The following is an 18,019-nucleotide window of genomic DNA, read 5'->3' on the forward strand; positions in this document are numbered from 1 at the left end:
AATGGCATCAAAAGTTAGCCTTAAAGACATCAATAAAATTGCTATTCCAGCCATCATAGCAGGTATAGCTGAGCCACTTATTTCGCTAACAGATATTGCTATTATAGGTAACGTTGAAAAAAATCCTGTTGAAGCTCTTGCAGCAGTTGGTTTGGTCGGTTCATTTTTAAGTGCTATTATTTGGATTTTAGCTCAAACCAAAACCGCTATCTCTGCCTTGGTTTCTCAACATCTCGGAGCCAAAAGACTACACGCTGTAAAAACGCTTGTACCGCAAACCATTGCTTTAAATTTTCTGTTGAGTTTATTGATTTACGCCATTACAGCTCTACTTGCAGAATATATTTTTAAATTATATCAAGCCGATGGTTTAATTCTTAGCTATGCCAAATCTTATTACCGCATCAGGGCTTTAGGCTTTCCTTTAACCTTGGTCACTTTTGCCATTTTTGGCGTGTTTAGAGGTTTACAAAACACCTCTTGGGCTATGCGTTGTAGCTTAACTGGTGGTGCAGTGAATGTGGTTTTAACCTATATTTTGGTATATGGTATTGATGGAGTTTTTGAAGGTTTTCATCTCGCTGGTGCTGCTATAGCAAGTTTATTTGCTCAATTAGTTATGCTGATTATGGCTTTGTACTATTTTTTTAAAAAGACACCGTTTCATCTTAAGTTGAGTTTTAAAATTAATCCTTTACTCAAACCTTTAGTGAAGATGAGTTTAAATTTATTTTTAAGAACACTTTCTTTAAACGTCGCCATCTATTTTGCCAATGCTTATGCCACAGGATACGGCAATAATTATATCGCCGCTCAAAGTATTTTGATGAATATTTGGTTGTTTTTCTCCTTCTTTATAGATGGATTTGCTAATGCTGGAAATGCTATTGGCGGTAAATTACTCGGCGAAAAAAACTACAAATCTTTATGGTATTTAAGCATTGATATTTCAAAATATGCCATTGTCGTTGCGGGTTTTCTGATTTTGATTTGCAGTATTTTATATCAACCTATCGGACTCATATTCAACAAAGACCAAGAGGTGTTAAGTTTGTTTTATCAAGTCTTTTGGGTGGTTTTGTTGATGCAACCTGTGAATGCTTTAGCCTTTGTTTTTGATGGTATTTTTAAAGGTCTCGGTGAAGCCAAGTTTTTAAGAAATATTCTAATTATCGCAACATTTTTAGGCTTTATCCCTACTCTACTCATAGCTGATTACTTTGGACTAAAACTCTACGCCATCTGGATTGCGTTTTTTGTATGGATGCTTATTAGAAGTTTGACCTTGATTTTTAAATTTAGAATATCATATTTAGACCAAGCTTAACGGATTTATCAACAGTTTAACAAATGCTTATAAGCACTTTCCATAGAATTCTTTTATTTTAGTGATATGAATTTTAAACTTAAACAAAGCGGTTACAGATTTGAAGCATACAAGGATGAAGATGTATCGATATTTGAAAAATTATTCGATATTTTTAAAGAACTCATCACTTACACTTCTGGTGATTTTGATGAAGCCATTGATTGGCTCAAAGCCTTAGACAAAGAATATAATCTCACAACCGATGATTACACCATAGATGATTTTATAGAAGATTTAAAGAAAAAAGGTTACATCAAAGAAGATATAAAACCCAATGGTGGAAATAAAATTTCTATAACTGACAAAACAGAACAAGCCATTAGAAAAAGAGCACTCGAACAAATATTTGGTAAACTTAAAAAAAGTGCTTCGGGTCAACATCAAACTCACATCAAAGGTCTTCACGGAGAACCTTCAGGCGATTTAAGAGCTTACGAATTTGGTGATGCTTTAGATAGAATTTCACTTACAGAAAGTTTTAAAAACGCACAATCCAGACAAGGATTGTCAAACTTCAATCTCACTGAAGAAGATTTGGTGGTTCAAGATAGCTATCACCGTACACAAATGAGTACAGTTTTGATGATAGACATCAGCCACAGTATGATTTTATATGGTGAAGATCGCATTACTCCTGCCAAAAAAGTGGCTATGGCACTCGCAGAACTAATCACCACAAGATATCCAAAAGATTCTTTGGACATCATTGTTTTTGGGAATGATGCGTGGCCTATAAAAATAAAAGATTTACCTTATCTCAATGTTGGTCCTTATCACACCAACACTGTAGCTGGACTTCAACTGTCAATGGATTTGCTCAGACGCAAACGCCAAGCCAACAAACAAATCTTTATGATTACCGATGGTAAGCCCAGTTGCTTAAAAATGGCCGATGGCACCTATTATAAAAACAGTGCTGGTCTTGACCCATTTATTACAGGAAAATGCTATAATATGGCAGCTCAAGCCAGAAAACTCAATATCCCAATCACCACCTTTATGATTACTTCTGACCCTTATTTACAACAATTTGTCGATCAGTTTACAAAATCAAATAAAGGTAAAGCTTTCTATTCTGGACTTAAAGGTTTGGGTGAATTGGTTTTTAGAGATTACGAACAAAATAGAAACAAACGAACATAATAATATGAATATACAAAATATCAAAACCTTAGGTGAACTTAAATCTAAAGGCTACAAATCTCAATCTGTAAAAGATGAATTGAGAAATAACTTAATCAAAAATATAAAAAATAATGTCAATAGTTTTGAAGGCATAATTGGTTATGAAAACACTGTAATTCCACAAGTTGAACGTGCCATATTATCAAAACACAATATCAATCTTTTAGGGTTACGAGGTCAAGCCAAAACTATGATTGCTCGTAAATTGATCGGTTTATTAGATGAGTTTATTCCAGTTGTTAAAGGTTCAGAAATCAACGATGATCCATTACAGCCAATCTCAAGATATGCACAAGAAATTATTGAAAAACACAAAGATGATACTCCAATTGAATGGCTTCATCGCAAGGATAGGTTTTCTGAAAAATTGGCCACACCAGATGTTAGCGTAGCCGACTTAATTGGCGATATTGACCCTATCAAAGCAGCTAACCTAAAACTGAGCTACGCTGACGACCGCGTGATTCACTTTGGAATGATACCACGTGCAAACCGTTGTATATTTGTCATCAATGAATTACCAGATTTACAAGCCAGAATTCAAGTGGCTTTATTTAATATTTTGCAAGAAGGCGATTTGCAAATCAGAGGGTTTAAGTTTAGGTTTCCGATGGAAATTCAATTTGTATTTACAGCCAATCCAGAAGATTATACCAATAGAGGCAGTATTGTCACGCCATTAAAAGACAGAATTGGTTCACAAATATTGACCCATTATCCTAAAAATATTGAGATTGCCAAAGATATTACCCAACAGGAAATCAACATTTCAGAAAATCAAAATCACATTCATGTTTCTGAAATTGCAAAATTATTATTAGAACAAATCAGTTTTGAGGCTAGAAAAAGTGAATATATAGATGTCAAAAGTGGTATCAGTGCAAGATTGAGCATCAGTGCTTACGAAAATCTGGTCAGCACAGCCGAAAGACGAGCTATGATTAACGATGAAAAAGAAACTCACATCAGACTTGCTGATTTTAATGGTATTTTACCAGCCATAACAGGTAAAGTAGAATTGCTCTATGAAGGCGAGCAAGAAGGCGTAGAATATGTTGCTCAAGGTTTAATTGACACCGCTATATTACGCCTTTATAATGTGTATTTTCCTGAAATTAAAAAGCTTGAAAAAGATGAAGACAAAAAACCATACCAAGATATTATTAAGTGGTTTACCGAAAATGAAAGTTTAGAAATTTTAGACGATAGCCCTGATAGCTTGTATCAAGAGAAATTATCAAAAGTAAAACCATTAAAGCTCTTTGTTCAAAAATATATTAAAAATCTACAAGACTCTGATTTATATTTTTATATGGAAATGGTATTATGGGCTTTAACCATTCACAAAAAATTAAGCAAGCATCGTTTTGACCAAGGCAATCAATTTGAAGATTTGTTTGGAGATTTTATAAAAGGGATATAAAGCAAAAAACAATCTCAAAATTCCAATAATTGCCGAACCCTAAATAATTTTAGACCTCACAGGTTTTAGAAACCTGTGAGGTCTATTAAATATTGTCAATCAGAACTCATTTCAGATTCTGATGGGTTCTGAAATAGTATAATTCTATTTTAAAGCGTTTTCTTAACCTCTACTTCCTGAAAAGCTTCAATGATATCGCCTATTTTGATATCGTTATAATTTTTGATTTGCATACCGCAATCGTAACCTTTAGAAACTTCTCTAACATCATCTTTAAAACGTTTTAAAGTTGCCAATTCACCTGTGTGAATCACAATGCCATCTCGAATAAGTCTGATGTTAGATTTTCTATATACTTTACCAGAAGTTACCATACAACCTGCAATGGTTCCGACTTTAGAAATCTTGAAGGTTTCTCTGATTTCTGCAGTACCAGTAACTTCTTCTTTGAGTTCAGGTGAGAGCATGCCTTCCATAGCATCTTTAATATCATTTATAGCATCATAAATAATAGAATAGGTTCTGATGTCTATTTCTTCTTTATCAGCAAGATTGCCCGCTGAACCCGCTGGTCTGACATTAAAGCCAATGATAACCGCATCAGATGCAGAAGCGAGCAAGACGTCACTTTCGGTAATGGCTCCAACGCCTTTATGGATAATATTGACTTGAATTTCGTCTGTAGATAATTTTTGTAAACTATCAGACAAGGCTTCAACAGAGCCATCTACATCCGCTTTTAGGATAACATTGAGTTCTTGGAAATCGCCAAGAGCTATTCTTCGACCAATTTCATCAAGGGTGATGTGTTTTTGAGTTCTTACACTTTGTTCTCGTAAAAGTTGAGTTCGTTTTGAGGCAATTTCTTTAGCTTCTCTTTCATCTTCCATTACTTTAAAAGTGTCGCCTGCTTGTGGAGCACCATCTAAACCAAGTACAGAAACCGGTGTAGAAGGTCCAGCTTCTTTAACTTTGTTGCCACGCTCGTCTTGCATAGCTTTAATTTTACCAGAAGTTGTTCCAGCTAAAATATAATCTCCTACTTTTAAAGTTCCTGTTTGCACCAAAACCGTAGAGACATAACCTCTACCTTTATCAAGGAAAGCTTCAACAACAGTACCTTGAGCTAGTCTATTAGGATTAGCTTTTAGGTCAAGTAACTCGGCTTCAAGAAGTACTTTTTCGAGTAAATCTTCAACGCCATCACCTGCTTTAGCAGAAATATCATGAGATTGAATGCTTCCACCCCAATCTTCAACCAATAAATTCATATTGGCGAGAGATTCTTTAATTTTTTCTGGATTTGCTGTCGGTAAATCTACTTTGTTTATAGCAAAAATAATTGGCACTCCCGCAGCTTGAGCATGTGAAATAGCTTCTTTAGTTTGTGGCATCACATCGTCATCTGCTGCTATTACGATAATAGCAATATCGGTTACTTTAGCACCTCTTGCACGCATAGCGGTAAATGCTTCGTGACCAGGTGTGTCTAAAAATGTGATTTTTTGTTTAGAATTAAGCTCAACACTATAAGCTCCAATATGTTGAGTGATTCCACCACTTTCACCAGCAATTACATTTTCTTCTCTAATATGATCTAACAAAGAAGTTTTACCGTGGTCAACATGTCCCATAACTGTAACGATAGGTGCTCTTGGCTCAAGGTCTTCTTCTTTATCGACTTGTTCGGGTTCTATATTGTTATCTTCTTCACTATCTACAAATTCTACATCATAGCCAAATTCTTCTGCTACAATGGTGAGTGTTTCAGCATCAAGACGTTGATTCATCGTTACCATCATACCGAGAGACATACAAGCAGAGATAATTTCGGTTACCGAAACGCCCATCATAGTTGCGACTTCATTTACGGTAACAAATTCAGTAACTTTGAGTATTTTGCTGTCTTTTTCTTGCTGATCGAGTTCGTGTTGTGATTTTTGACGATGCTGTTCTCTTTTTTCTTTTCTGTATTTTGCACCGCCTTTTCCTTTCTTGGATTTGCCTTGAAGTTTTTCTAAAGTTTCTTTTATTTGCTTTTGTACTTCTTCCTCTGTAGGTTCTTCTTTAGTAACGCGTTTAGGTCTATTTCCTTTAGAGCTTTTGCGTTTGTCAAAATTTGGTTTATTGTCACTTTTGGTAATTCTGCGTCTTCTTCGTTTCTTAGAATTATCAGAAGCTTTTTTGTTGTCTTTTTTCTTAGGCTTTTCTTTAAATTTATCAAGATCAATTTTTTCGCCTGTTACATTTAAGCCTTTAAGTTTAGTGTATTTAGTCTCAAGTTTTTCTATTTTCAGCTCTTCGTTATCAGAAGTTTTATCTGGTTTGGCCTGTGTTGGTTTCTGACTTTCTTTTGAATCTTTCTTGTTTTCAGCAGATTTCTTATCGTCTGCCGTTGCACTTTTTTTAGGCTTAGGTTTATCCTTGTCCAAATCAATTTTACCTACTGTTTTAGGACCAGAGAGTTTAGCTCTTCTTAATCTTTCTTGGTCTTTTTCTTTTTGTTCTGCAGCTTTTTGTTCTTCTAACGCTTTTTGCTCTTTTTCACGTTGTTCTTTTTCAAGCTGTTCTTTTTCTTCTTTTTCTTTTTTTCGCTGAAGTTCTTTTTCACGGGCTAAACGAAGCATTTCTTTTTCTTTTTTCAGCTCTTCGCTGACTTCTTTGGATTCTACTCGTTTAGATTTATCCGTTTCAAATTCTTCATATAAGACGTTATATATTTCATCAGATATTTTGGTAGTAGGTCTTGCATCAATTTCATAACCTTTTGATTTTAAGAAATCTACAACCCTATCTAAAGAAACATTAAATTCTCTTAATACTTTATTTAATCTAATTTTTTTGACTTCAGCCATAAATGAGTTTACTAAATTCTTTTGTCTTGTCTATTATACAAAGATTAATTTAAAATACTTAATCTTCAAACTCTTCTTTTAATATTTTTACTACATTAGAAACAGTTTCTTCTTCTAAGTCTGTTCGTCTAACTAAATCCTCAACAGATTGTTCTAAAATGCTTTTTGCTGTATCTAATCCTATTTTTATGAATTCTTGAATGACCCAATCTTCAATTTCATCAGAAAATTCAGTCAATTCCACATCTTCATCTTCTACGCCGTCTCTAAAAACTTCAATTTCATATCCAGTCAATCGGCCTGCTAATCTGATATTGTGTCCACCACGACCAATAGCTTTAGAAACTTCTTCTGGTTTTAAGGTAACTTCTGCTATTTTTTTATCTTCATCAATCTTAACGTTCATGACTTTTGCTGGGCTTAATGCTCGAGTTATATACAAATGAATATTGTCTGTATAATTAATAACGTCAATATTTTCGTTGCCAAGTTCTCTCACAATACCGTGTATTCTTGAGCCTTTCATGCCAACACAAGCACCAACGGGATCTATTCTATCATCATAGGTATCTACGGCAACCTTGGCTTTTTCACCAGGAATTCTAACGGCGGCTTTTACTGTAATTAGACCGTCAAAAACTTCTGGAATTTCTTGTTCAAAAAGTTTTTCTAAGAACTTAGGAGATGTTCTTGATAGCACAATAATGGGTTTATTCCCTTTGAGTTCAACTTTTTCAATCACGCCTCTAACGCTATCTCCTTTTCTGTAAAAATCAGAAGGGATTTGGTGTTCTTTAGGAATAATTAGTTCATTGCCATCATCGTCAAGAAGGATAACCATATTTCTTCTCACGTGATGCACTTCTGCGGTATAAATTTCACCGATAAGGTCTTCAAAATATTTAAAGGTATTGGTGCTATCGTGTTCGTGAATTTTGGAAATCAAATTTTGTCTTAATGCCAATATAGCACGTCGTCCTAAATGGGCTAATTTAACTTCTTCAGAAACATCTTCTCCAACTTCAAAGTCGGGTTCTATTTTTCGAGCATCTGAAAGTGATATTTCTTGATTTTCATTTTCTACTTCACCGTCGTTAACAACAATTCTGTTTCTCCATATTTCTAAATCACCTTTGTCTGGGTTTATAATAATGTCAAAGTTGTCATCTTCACCGTATTTTCTTTTTAGTGCATTTCTAAATACATCTTCAAGAATGCCCATTAAGGTAACACGGTCGATTAATTTATCATCTTTAAATTCTGAAAACGAATTGATTAAATCAATATTTTCCATCTTAATTTTTATTAAACATTAATTTGATACTGGCTTCTTTTATGGTTTCAAAAGGAAAAGTTTTGTCGTGTTCTACGGTTATTTTTCCTTTGCCTTTTGTTTTTTTCTCTCTTGATTTCCAAGTGAGTCTGATTTCATTGTCATTGACTTCGACTAACTTGCCTTCAATTTTTTCTGTGTCGGTTTTCAATTTCAATTTTCTACCGATGTGTTTTTTGTATTGTCTTTTGTCCACCAAAGGTTCATCAGCACCAGGCGATTGAACTTTGATAGAAAAGTCATACAAGTCTCTATCGAGAGCAGCTTCTATTTTTCTACTTACTGAAATACAATCTGAAACATTTACAAGTTCATCTCCATCTATGGTTAAATTGATATCTAGACCGTCAGAGATATGCTTATTGACTAAAAATAAATCTGTTCTTTCTTCAAAAATTGCTGAAATCGCCTGTTCTATGATATCCTTTGCTTGCATAAATTTATAAAAAGAGGGGACAAAATGTCCCCTCTACCCTTAATCTTTTGCAAATATACAATTAAATTACAATTTGAAAAAACTTTTATGTTTCAGATATTTTTTTGTAGTTTTATTAACAATTTTTAAACTTAATCTTATGAAAAAAATTCTCGTCCCAACAGACTTCTCGCCCGAAGCAGAAAATGCTTTAAAAGTTGCTGCACAAATCGCTAAAAATTTTGATAGTGAAATTTTTCTTTTGCACATGTTAGAGTTGCCTCTTGATTTAATTGACCCATCGCAACCAAGAGGTACAGGTGATTTACCTGAAGCTCTTTTCTTTATGAAATTAGCTCATCAAAGGTTTAATGAAGTGATGAAAAAAGATTATCTAAAAGGTATAAAAGTTAATGAAACTGTTGAATTTCATGAAGCCTTTGATGGCATTATGGAAATTAGCAAAAAACACCAATGCGATGTGATTATAATGGGTTCAAGTGGTGCAGATGGCTTGAAGGAAATATTTATCGGTTCGAATACCGAAAAGGTGGTTCGCCATTCTGAAATTCCAGTTTTGGTGATTAAAAAAGAGATCCCATTATTTGAAGTTAAAAAGTTTGTTTTTGCCACAGATTTAGACTCTGAATCGATTCCAACATTTAAAAAAGCTATTGATTTTGCTAACAAACTCGACACAACTATCGAGTTAGTGATGGTCAATACAGCGAGTAAGTTTAGCACTACTGATGAAATTGATGATAAACTCAAAAGTTTCACTGAAAATATTGATGAAGCTGACTACCAATTTAGCGTATATAATGATGTCAATGTTGAAACGGGAATTTTAAATTACGGCAACAAAATCAATGCAGATTTAATCGGTATAAGCACGCATGGTCGCAAAGGTTTGGCACATTTTATTAATGGAAGTTTGAGTGAAGATTTAGTCAATCATGCTAAACGACCAATTGTGACTTTTAAAATTTAAGCATGAAGCACTAACAGCGGGGCTTGTTGATTTAAGTTTTTTGTGTTGAGTTGTTGAAATATTTGATTACTTATACTCAAATTTTTTGCCATAAACATAATCATATCAGCATCTAAACAAGCTTCATAAATCGCTTTTTCATCTTTGGATTGAATGGGCTTGAATTGAAAATTGATTTCCTTAAAAGTTTTTGCTATTTTATCTTTATTGTTTTTTTTAAACAACAAATTATTAAGTATTCGGTTTGGCACTTCTAATATGGATAAATTTATTTTTTTCCAAAAAACAAGTTGACTTATGGTTTTAAAATATTTGTATTGAAATGAAATTCCATAATCTAAAGGAAACACAATATGGTTCGGAATTTTTATGACAGAGTTTTCAAATACAACGAGAATTGGACATTTTATTTTAGTAACAATGTCAAATGTATTTTTTCCAAATTGTCTATCTTCATCTGAAGTTTTTCCTTTTCCTCCCATTAAAATCATATCCACGGAGTTTTTATCGATATAATTTCTAACGGCATCTACGAGATTATTTTTTATAAAAACTTTTGAAAGCGTATGATTTGGCTTCAGTTTTGATTCTAAATTGTGTTCATTTTCGAGTAAATTTCTCTCTCTTTTTTTTGCACAAATCCCATTGCAAGTCGATGTTTTACAAGGTTTCATAGCGTGAAATAAAACAAAATGCACATCTTCTTCGCCAAAAAAATTTAGGGCATATTCCTGTGTTATTTTGGCGTTCTTAGAAAAATCAGTAAGAAGTAAAACCTGCATAAACTCCTGTATAGGTTACAAAACTAATGTCAAAGCAGGTGTTGTGAAATGATATTTGTCAGTTTTAAAAAAATAGACTAAGAAATTTGCTCTAATTTTTCAAAATCTAACACTTTAATATTACGACCTTCAATTTCTATAAGGCCTTCTTTTTTTAATTTAGATAGTGTTCTTATCAAACTTTCTTGAGCAATGCCAGCCACTGCAGCCAAATCGGCACGTGAAATTCTGATTTGCCTTAGTTTGTTGCGTTTAAGTCGTTCGGTAAATAAAATAATAGTTTGTGCTGTTTTACGCTTTACCGAGCTATACGCCATATCAAGCAACTGATTTTTAGTGTCTTGCAAATTATGGTCTAGCACATCAATAATGTCATAAAGCATTTTTGTATTGGCATCTAAAAAGTTTTTAAAATCTGATTTAGGAATGCAATATAACTCGGTTGGCTCAAGGCATTCTGCTATTTCTTTTGAGGAGTTGTGTTTAAATGTAAAATCGCCAAAAACATCGTCAGTTTTATATAGAGCAGTTATCAATTCTTTGCCATTTTCATCAATCATATAGGTTTTGACAACGCCTTTGTCAACCATATAAAAATAATTTGAGCCTTTATTGCTGTCATAAACCACTTCTGAAGTTTCAAAAGATTTAAGCTCATAACTTTTTAAATGTTTTTTAAGGTCTTCAAAATTGCTTAATTTAGGATGACTTTGTTGATTGTCTTGTCGCTGTTGAAGAATTGCCGTTTTAGCAATCCGGCTTTCAATAGCACTGATCAATTCATCTTCTTCAAAAGGTTTAGTCAAATAGTCGTCTGCACCTAAATCCATACCTTTTCTAATGTCTTTATGGTCGGTTTTTGCAGAAAGAAAAATAAATGGAATGTACTGAGTTTGTGGATTTTTAGACAAAATTTCTAAAACTCCATAGCCATCCAACTCAGGCATCATAATATCACAAACAATGAGGTCGGGATTAAAACGTTTGGCTTCTTCTACGCCTTTAAGTCCATCGGAAGCTGTTTGCACTTCATAATCTGATAGTTCAAGTATTTCAGCCGTATTTTCTCTTACGGTCATATCGTCTTCTATCAATAGTATTTTTTTAGCCATTAGTTGTCGTGTTTTATTGGAAGTTTTATAAAAAATGTAGAGCCTTTATTTTCTTGACTTTCAAAATAAATATCTCCACCTAAATTATCTAAATGAACTTTAATGATGTTTAAACCAATACCTGTGCCTTGATTGAGTAAAGCATTTTCTGCCCTAAAATAGCGTTCAAAGATGTGTTGTTGATCTTTTTCGGGAATACCAATGCCTTGATCCTGAATATCAAACTTTAAATATTTATCGTCAAAATTAATATCTAAAGTTATAGTGGTATCTTCTCTTGAATATTTTATTGCATTGTTGAGCAAATTAGATAAAATCAGCTCTAAAACATGCCTATCTTGATACAATTCTACATCTTGTAAATCTTGAGGATAATTAATAATTTGACCTGCTTTTAAAGTTACATTGGCATTATAAACAACTTCATTAATCAAATTTAACAAACTGAAGCGTTCAAATTTATAGGTGAATTTTCCTGTTTCTAATCGCTCAACTGAAAGAAAATCGTTGAGAATACTCGTTAGATAATGCACTTTATTTTTGATGGTATTTAAGTGTTTTTCACGCTTTTCCTGTTGCTCAGTCTGAGTGTATTTTTTGGCTAATGTAGAAGATGTCAAAATTCCGCTCAAGGGTGTTTTAAACTCGTGAGAGACTAAGGATAAGAATTTGGTTTTCAAATCATTGAGTTCACGTTCTTTTTGAAGAGCTGTTTTTATGCGAGCTTCGGCTTGTTTTCTACGCATAATTTCGTCTTTCAGTAAATCGTTAAGTTCTGAAAGTTCTTCAACACTTGATTTGAGATCTTTGGTGCGTTTATGAACTTTTTCTTCAAGCGATGCATTGAGATCTAAAATTTCTTGTTCTGCTTCGACTCTTTTGCTGATATCAGTGATCAGCGTCATCACATATTTTTCACCTTTAATTTCAAAAGGATTTAAGCCCGCTTCTAAGGGAAAGGTTTTGCCTGATTTAGTTAAACCAAAAATATTTCGACCAACACCCATTTGGCGACTTTCTTTTTTTTTAATGAAAGATTTTACGTATGCTTCGTGTTTATGATGAAATTTTTGTGGAATCAATATATTGATATGTTGACCTTTCAATTCATGAATTTCATAACCAAACATTTTCACCGCTGAGTCGTTAAGCTCAACGATTAGTTGTTGTTTGTTCACGATTAAGGCTCCTTCTGATATGCCATTAAATAGAATCGAAAATACTTCAGAATTTGATAATGTAAAGCTACTCAAGTTTTCAAATTTATGTCCAAAAATAAGAATTTATTAAGTAACTTCCATAGTTTTCAGTGAGTAGGTTTGTTTAATATTTCACACAAAACATAAGTACGACTTAAAATGAACAAGTTTTTCGGTTAAAATTTTATTTTCTAAAAAAAATTAAATCTCATTTCAACACAAATCTATGCATTTTTGTTTTGGACTGTTAGCAATAGTTTTTATTTTATTTAATTGACTTTCACGCATTGGTTCAAAAAAATTATAACCTGAGTTCGATTTATTGAAAGCTATAAATCAGATGATTACATCTTTTTGTAAGCAAATTTTGTCATTTCGAACGAAGAATGAGGAGAAATCCAATCCTACTGAGATATCTCGTCCCTCATGCTTCGCTCTATCGACATGACAGATAATTAAATATCTGTATTTTATATGAATATATTTTATTGGAATTTATATCGAACTCACGTAATTATAAACTCAATCTAAATTAGCATTCAATCTATGATCTAAAAAATCTTCATCATCCAAATTGTTTAGATATAAATCATAGTAAAGTTATAATTTTTTCTAAAGGTTTTGAGTTGAGGCATTAAAATTTAATTCACTCGTTTCACATATTGACCTTTACGCCTTTCTTTTTCTTCTAACAAAAGTGATAACTCACGTGATGATTGTCCTTGGACAGACGAATTTTCTTGAGCTCTTCTAAACAAGTAAGGCACCACGTCTCTCACTGGACCAAAGGGAACAAGCTTAATAGCGTTTGAACATTCTTCGCCAAGATTATAGCTTATGTGATCACTCATACCATAAAGCTGACCAAACCAAACACGATCATCATCTAATTTTAAGCCTTTTTGAGACATTAATTGTAAAGCCATATAAGTTGAAACCTCGTTATGAGTACCTATAAAAGTAGCGATATCATCTATATTATCGATACAATAGCACATAATAGCATTAAAATTAACATCTGTAGCTTCCTTGTCTTCACATATTGGAGTTTGGTATCTTTTTCTTCTAGCTCTCGCGTTTTCTTTTTCCATATAAGCACCTCTAACAATTTTAAATCCAAGTTTAAAATTTTCTTTTTTAGCTCTTTCGTGAATATCTTTGAGATAGGCTAACCTGTCCCATCTGTAGCATTGAATAGTATTAAAAATAATAGCCTTATCTCTGTTGTAAATTTTCATCATTTCTTCAATCAAATCGTCAACTGCTTTCTGCATCCATGTTTCTTCTGCATCAAACATAAGTTTTGTGTTGTAATCAGCTGCAGTTTGGCACAGCATTTTAACTCGTTTTTGGATGCGATTCCATTCTGATTGTTCTGATGAGCTTAATTCTTCGTTTTGACTTACTTTTTCCCAAATCTTAAAACGACCTAAACCAGTGGGTTTGGCAACTGCAAAAGGTATTTCTTTTTGTTCTGAGGCAAATTTTATGATTTCTGCTTTTGTTTTTGCAGCTTTTTCAAATTCTTTTTCATCACTTTTTCCTTCTACTGAATAGTCTAAAACACTATAAACATGTTTAGAATACATGAGTTTGATAAGAGGTAAACAGTCTTTTTGAGTTGTGCCACCACAGAATTGTTCAAAAACTGTTTTTTTTATTATCCACTCTATCGGCAACCGGAGCTTAAGGGCAATTTTTGTAAAAAAAATACCTAAAGGCACCAAAAGAGGAATATTCATCAATTTAAAAATAAATATTGACCTTTTTAAATCCTTTTCAGATTTTAAAATAAAAGCCCTTTTGGTGTTATTGAAAATTTTTGTGTCTATCATATCAGTCAAATTTACCTCAAAGATAAATAATAAAAGACGCAAAAAGTCAGGTGTATTTAACTAATTTGCATTTCTTAAAAATTGATAAAATAATGATAGATGATAAGAGCATTTTATTTGAGAAAAAAGCTTATAAAACCTTAGATACACTTGTTAAAACAGCCTCAGTTTCAAGCGTATTTTTGTTGATTGATAACAACACAAAAACACATTGTTTAGATCATTTTAAAAATCGCGTTAGCTTTAATTTTAAAACCGTATTGATTCCTTTTGGAGAAATGCATAAAAATCTTGAAACCTGCTCAGTTATATGGCAAAACCTTTCTGATAATGGAGCTGACAGGCAATCTTTACTGATTAACTTAGGTGGTGGTGTGATAACAGATATTGGTGGGTTTACAGCTTCATGTTTTAGACGTGGAATTGCTTTTGTGCACATTCCAACTACATTGTTAGGTATGATTGACGCAGCTATTGGCGGAAAAAACGGCGTTGATTTTAAAAATCTAAAAAATCAAATTGGTGTCATAAAACAACCTGAAATGATTTTAATAGACCAAGTTTTTTTGAAAACACTACCTCATAACCAAATGGTAAGTGGTTTTGCTGAAATGATAAAACACGGTTTAATCAATGTAAAATCTCATACGTATTTTGATAAATGTTTAGATTTAGAAAAAGTTGATAGTGAAAATATTAAAGACCTCGTGGAAGAATCTATTAAAATAAAAAAAATGATAGTCGATGCAGACACATCAGAAAAAGGAATAAGAAAAATTTTGAATTATGGTCATACTTTAGGACATGCTATAGAATCCTACAGATTGTCGCTTGACCCAACTAAACACTTGCTTCATGGTGAAGCTATAGCAATAGGTTTGGTCTTAGAAACTTTTATTTCTCATAAAATGTTCGGTTACCCAAAACGTGTATTGAATCAATTAAAATCCTTAGTCAAAAGATTTTATATATCTCAAAATTTTGGTCGTGATGAAATTTCACAAATCATTGATTTAATGAAATATGACAAAAAAAATATCAAAGGTAAAGTCAATTTTGTATTGCTCAAAAATATAGGGCAATACGTTTTGGATTGTCAAGTAGAAAACAAATTAATCTATGAAGCTTTTGATTTCTATGCAAAAGATTAGCCATGAATACTTTCATGTTGACCTAACTTTTTCATTATTTCAGCTTCGTAGTTTAGCAATTTGTGCCATTTTTGGTCAACAATATTTTTATCGCCATAATGTCTAGCAAGTTGAAGAAACATGGTGTAATGATTGGCTTCAGAAATCATAAGTTTTTTGTAAAAGGCTCTTAGTTTTTCATCTTTTAAATTTTCTGACAATAGCCTAAAACGCTCACAACTTCTTGCTTCGATGAGTGCGGCATAAAGCAATCTATGTATGAGTTGGTTGGTTCGACTACCGCCTTTTTCAAAGAATTTTTGTAGCTGTACAACATATAAATCTTTTCTATCTCGACCCATTGTGATGTTTTTGGTTTTAATTAAATCATGAACCATTTTGAAATGACTCATTTCTTCTTGAGCGAGTTCGGTCATTTTGGTAACAAGCATTTCATATTCAGGAAAACTGACAATTAGCGAAATAGCTGTTGATGCGGCTTTTTGCTCACAATAGGCATGATCGATTAAAATTTCTTCTATGTTTTTTTCAGCTATATTAGCCCATCTTGGGTCTGTTGGAAGTTTTAAACCTAACATATTTTAAAATTCTAAATCGAGTTTTTTTCTTAACAATTCTACGTTTGGGTTTTTTTCTACAAAATACTTGTATTTTTCTTCATTGGTATGCAAGTATTTTTTCTCTTGAAATTGGCTCACGTGAATGACAAGATCGAGATGCGAATTTCTTAAGGTGTTTTTTAAATATTTTAGAATACGATCTTTATTCCTTTGAATATCAATTTTCATGGTTTCATTTGGCAATTGTATTTCAATGGTATTATCCTTGAGTTTTGGAACATCAGATAGCAAAGTAGAAGCGAGTAATTTTTCTCCTCTATCGTCTATAATTTCAGCAAATTTTATCCAAGCAGATTTTAGACTATCAAGGCTAAATTTTTCATTTAAAATTTCTGTCTCAACTTGTTTATTCTTATTTTTTTGAACGTGATTTTTCTTAAATTCAATTGACTTAAGCGATAATGCACTTTTTTTTAATGGTGCTGCATTTTGAACAGATTCTTGCTTTTGCTCTTTCTGCTCAGTTGTATTGTTAACTTTCTCAGTGTTATCAGTTTGGGTTTTGTCTTTTTTTGCAGAGGTTATAGATTTTTTTGATTTTTTTTCTACAACTGGAGACGCTATGGATTTAGGCTTTTTTTTTTGTGATAAAATCGTCTCTTGACTTGCTAGTTTCATCAGACACAGTTCTACATGTAGTAGCTTATTTTGACTTAATTTATAATTAAAATCACATGTATTTGCTAAATCTATAGATGTTAATAATTGTTGAAAGCTAAAATTTTCAGATTGCTCTTTGTATTTTTTCTTAGCTTCATCTCCAACATCAAGGAGCTCTATCGTTGATGGATTTTTACAGACCAAAAGATCTCTAAAATGAGACGCTAAACCACTGATGAAATGCTGACCATCATATCCTTTGGCTATAACTGCATTAAAATAGGTAACTAATCCAGGTATATCAGCCTTTAGAATTAAATCGGTGGCATGTAAAAAAGTTTCAAAATCAAGGATATTTAAATTTTCTGCAACAGCCTTTCGTGTGAGTTTATTACCGCAATAACTTACCACGCGATCGTAAGTTGACAATGCATCTCGCATAGCTCCATCAGATTTTTGAGCAATGATTAGCAAAGCTTCATCTTCGGCTTCTACGCCTTCTTTTGCAGCAATTTCTTTAAGGTGTTCTAGGATATCTTGAACTGTGATGCGTTTAAAATCAAACACTTGACAACGAGATAAAATCGTTGGAATAATTTTATGTTTTTCGGTTGTGGCTAAAATAAAAATAGCGTGTTTTGGCGGTTCTTCTAAAGTTTTTAAAAACGCATTAAACGCAGCCGATGAAAGCATGTGTACTTCATCAATGATGTAAACTTTAAAATTACCAGTTTGTGGTGGGATGCGTACTTGGTCATTGAGATTTCTGATATCATCAACCGAGTTATTGGAAGCAGCATCTAATTCAAAAATATTAAAAGCATAATCAGAAGTTTCACTATCAGAAGACACTTGGTTGACTGTTTTGGCTAAAATTCGGGCACAGGAAGTTTTGCCAACTCCACGTGGTCCAGTGAATAGCAATGCTTGTGCCAAGTGATTATTGTCAATAGCATTTTTTAGCGTGTTGGTCACTGCTTTTTGACCGATAACTTCTTCAAAAGTATCTGGTCTGTATTTTCGTGCGGATACTACAAAATGGTTCATAGCACAAATATAAATAAAGCTATCATTTGAATAGAACTTTTGGTCAAAAAAGCTATTAGATTGCTAATTTAGTCCGTGATTGATTAATCAGTTTCATTTAGG

Annotated in this window: 14 protein-coding genes; 5 read left to right on the plus strand and 9 right to left on the minus strand. The window is 32.8% G+C overall.

All coding sequences use genetic code 11. The features are described from left to right. Nucleotide 1: 1 nt before the first annotated feature. From ACSSV5_RS09915 to ACSSV5_RS09925, 3 genes are all read left to right on the plus strand, one after another. A complete protein-coding gene (locus tag ACSSV5_RS09915; protein ID WP_454245746.1) occupies nt 2–1,327 on the plus strand; it encodes an MATE family efflux transporter in 1,326 nt (441 codons plus the stop codon). A 66-nt stretch (nt 1,328–1,393) separates the two neighbouring features. Beyond that, nucleotides 1,394–2,512, plus strand: a complete 1,119-nt coding sequence (locus tag ACSSV5_RS09920) for a vWA domain-containing protein (RefSeq protein ID WP_454245747.1) — start codon at nt 1,394–1,396, stop codon at nt 2,510–2,512. A 4-nt stretch (nt 2,513–2,516) separates the two neighbouring features. Further along, nucleotides 2,517–3,977: a magnesium chelatase gene (locus ACSSV5_RS09925; RefSeq protein WP_454245748.1), complete on the plus strand. Its 1,461-nt coding sequence runs from the start codon at nt 2,517–2,519 to the stop codon at nt 3,975–3,977. A 149-nt stretch (nt 3,978–4,126) separates the two neighbouring features. Here the strand turns inward: ACSSV5_RS09925 and infB are convergent, their stop codons facing one another. Genes infB through rimP form a run of 3 tightly spaced genes read right to left on the minus strand, consistent with a single transcriptional unit; the run spans nt 4,127 to nt 8,601 of the window. After that, complete coding sequence (infB, locus tag ACSSV5_RS09930; RefSeq protein WP_454245749.1) at nt 4,127–6,832, minus strand: translation initiation factor IF-2; 2,706 nt, start codon at nt 6,830–6,832, stop codon at nt 4,127–4,129. Nucleotides 6,833–6,890: 58 nt separating this feature from the next. Further along, on the minus strand, nt 6,891–8,126 hold the full coding sequence (nusA, locus tag ACSSV5_RS09935) for a transcription termination factor NusA (RefSeq protein ID WP_454245750.1): 1,236 nt from the start codon (nt 8,124–8,126) through the stop codon (nt 6,891–6,893). A 1-nt stretch (nt 8,127) separates the two neighbouring features. Further along, nucleotides 8,128–8,601, minus strand: a complete 474-nt coding sequence (rimP, locus tag ACSSV5_RS09940; protein ID WP_454245751.1) for a ribosome assembly cofactor RimP — start codon at nt 8,599–8,601, stop codon at nt 8,128–8,130. Nucleotides 8,602–8,740: 139 nt separating this feature from the next. Between rimP and ACSSV5_RS09945 the strand changes: the two genes are divergently transcribed. Next, nucleotides 8,741–9,571 (plus strand): universal stress protein, encoded by an 831-nt coding sequence (locus ACSSV5_RS09945; protein ID WP_454245752.1) that lies wholly within the window; start codon nt 8,741–8,743, stop codon nt 9,569–9,571. On the opposite strand, the gene ACSSV5_RS09950 is transcribed toward ACSSV5_RS09945, so the two are convergent. The 4 genes from ACSSV5_RS09950 to ACSSV5_RS09965 form a co-directional block, all read right to left on the minus strand. Further along, on the minus strand, nt 9,568–10,353 hold the full coding sequence (locus ACSSV5_RS09950; RefSeq protein ID WP_454245753.1) for a universal stress protein: 786 nt from the start codon (nt 10,351–10,353) through the stop codon (nt 9,568–9,570). The genes ACSSV5_RS09945 and ACSSV5_RS09950 overlap by 4 nt on opposite strands. 77 nt (nt 10,354–10,430) lie before the next feature. Continuing rightward, nucleotides 10,431–11,465, minus strand: a complete 1,035-nt coding sequence (locus ACSSV5_RS09955; protein WP_454245754.1) for a response regulator — start codon at nt 11,463–11,465, stop codon at nt 10,431–10,433. After that, nucleotides 11,465–12,718 carry a PAS domain-containing sensor histidine kinase gene (locus tag ACSSV5_RS09960; RefSeq protein WP_454245755.1) on the minus strand — a complete coding sequence of 418 codons (1,254 nt, stop codon included), beginning with the start codon at nt 12,716–12,718 and terminating at the stop codon, nt 11,465–11,467. The genes ACSSV5_RS09955 and ACSSV5_RS09960 overlap by 1 nt, the downstream gene beginning before the upstream one ends. Before the next feature lie 587 nt (nt 12,719–13,305). Next, nucleotides 13,306–14,499, minus strand: coding sequence for a proline dehydrogenase family protein (locus ACSSV5_RS09965; RefSeq protein ID WP_454245756.1), 1,194 nt, complete (start codon nt 14,497–14,499; stop codon nt 13,306–13,308). Nucleotides 14,500–14,591: 92 nt separating this feature from the next. On the opposite strand from ACSSV5_RS09965, the gene aroB reads away from it, so the two are divergent. Next, nucleotides 14,592–15,650, plus strand: a complete 1,059-nt coding sequence (gene aroB, locus ACSSV5_RS09970; RefSeq protein WP_454245757.1) for a 3-dehydroquinate synthase — start codon at nt 14,592–14,594, stop codon at nt 15,648–15,650. On the opposite strand, the gene miaE is transcribed toward aroB, so the two are convergent. Continuing rightward, on the minus strand, nt 15,647–16,228 hold the full coding sequence (gene miaE / locus ACSSV5_RS09975) for a tRNA-(ms[2]io[6]A)-hydroxylase (protein WP_211066591.1): 582 nt from the start codon (nt 16,226–16,228) through the stop codon (nt 15,647–15,649). The genes aroB and miaE overlap by 4 nt on opposite strands. Before the next feature lie 3 nt (nt 16,229–16,231). After that, complete coding sequence (dnaX, locus tag ACSSV5_RS09980) at nt 16,232–17,917, minus strand: DNA polymerase III subunit gamma/tau (RefSeq protein WP_454245758.1); 1,686 nt, start codon at nt 17,915–17,917, stop codon at nt 16,232–16,234. Nucleotides 17,918–18,019: the final 102 nt, after the last annotated feature.

This window comes from Psychroflexus sp. MBR-150 (assembly GCF_053628795.1).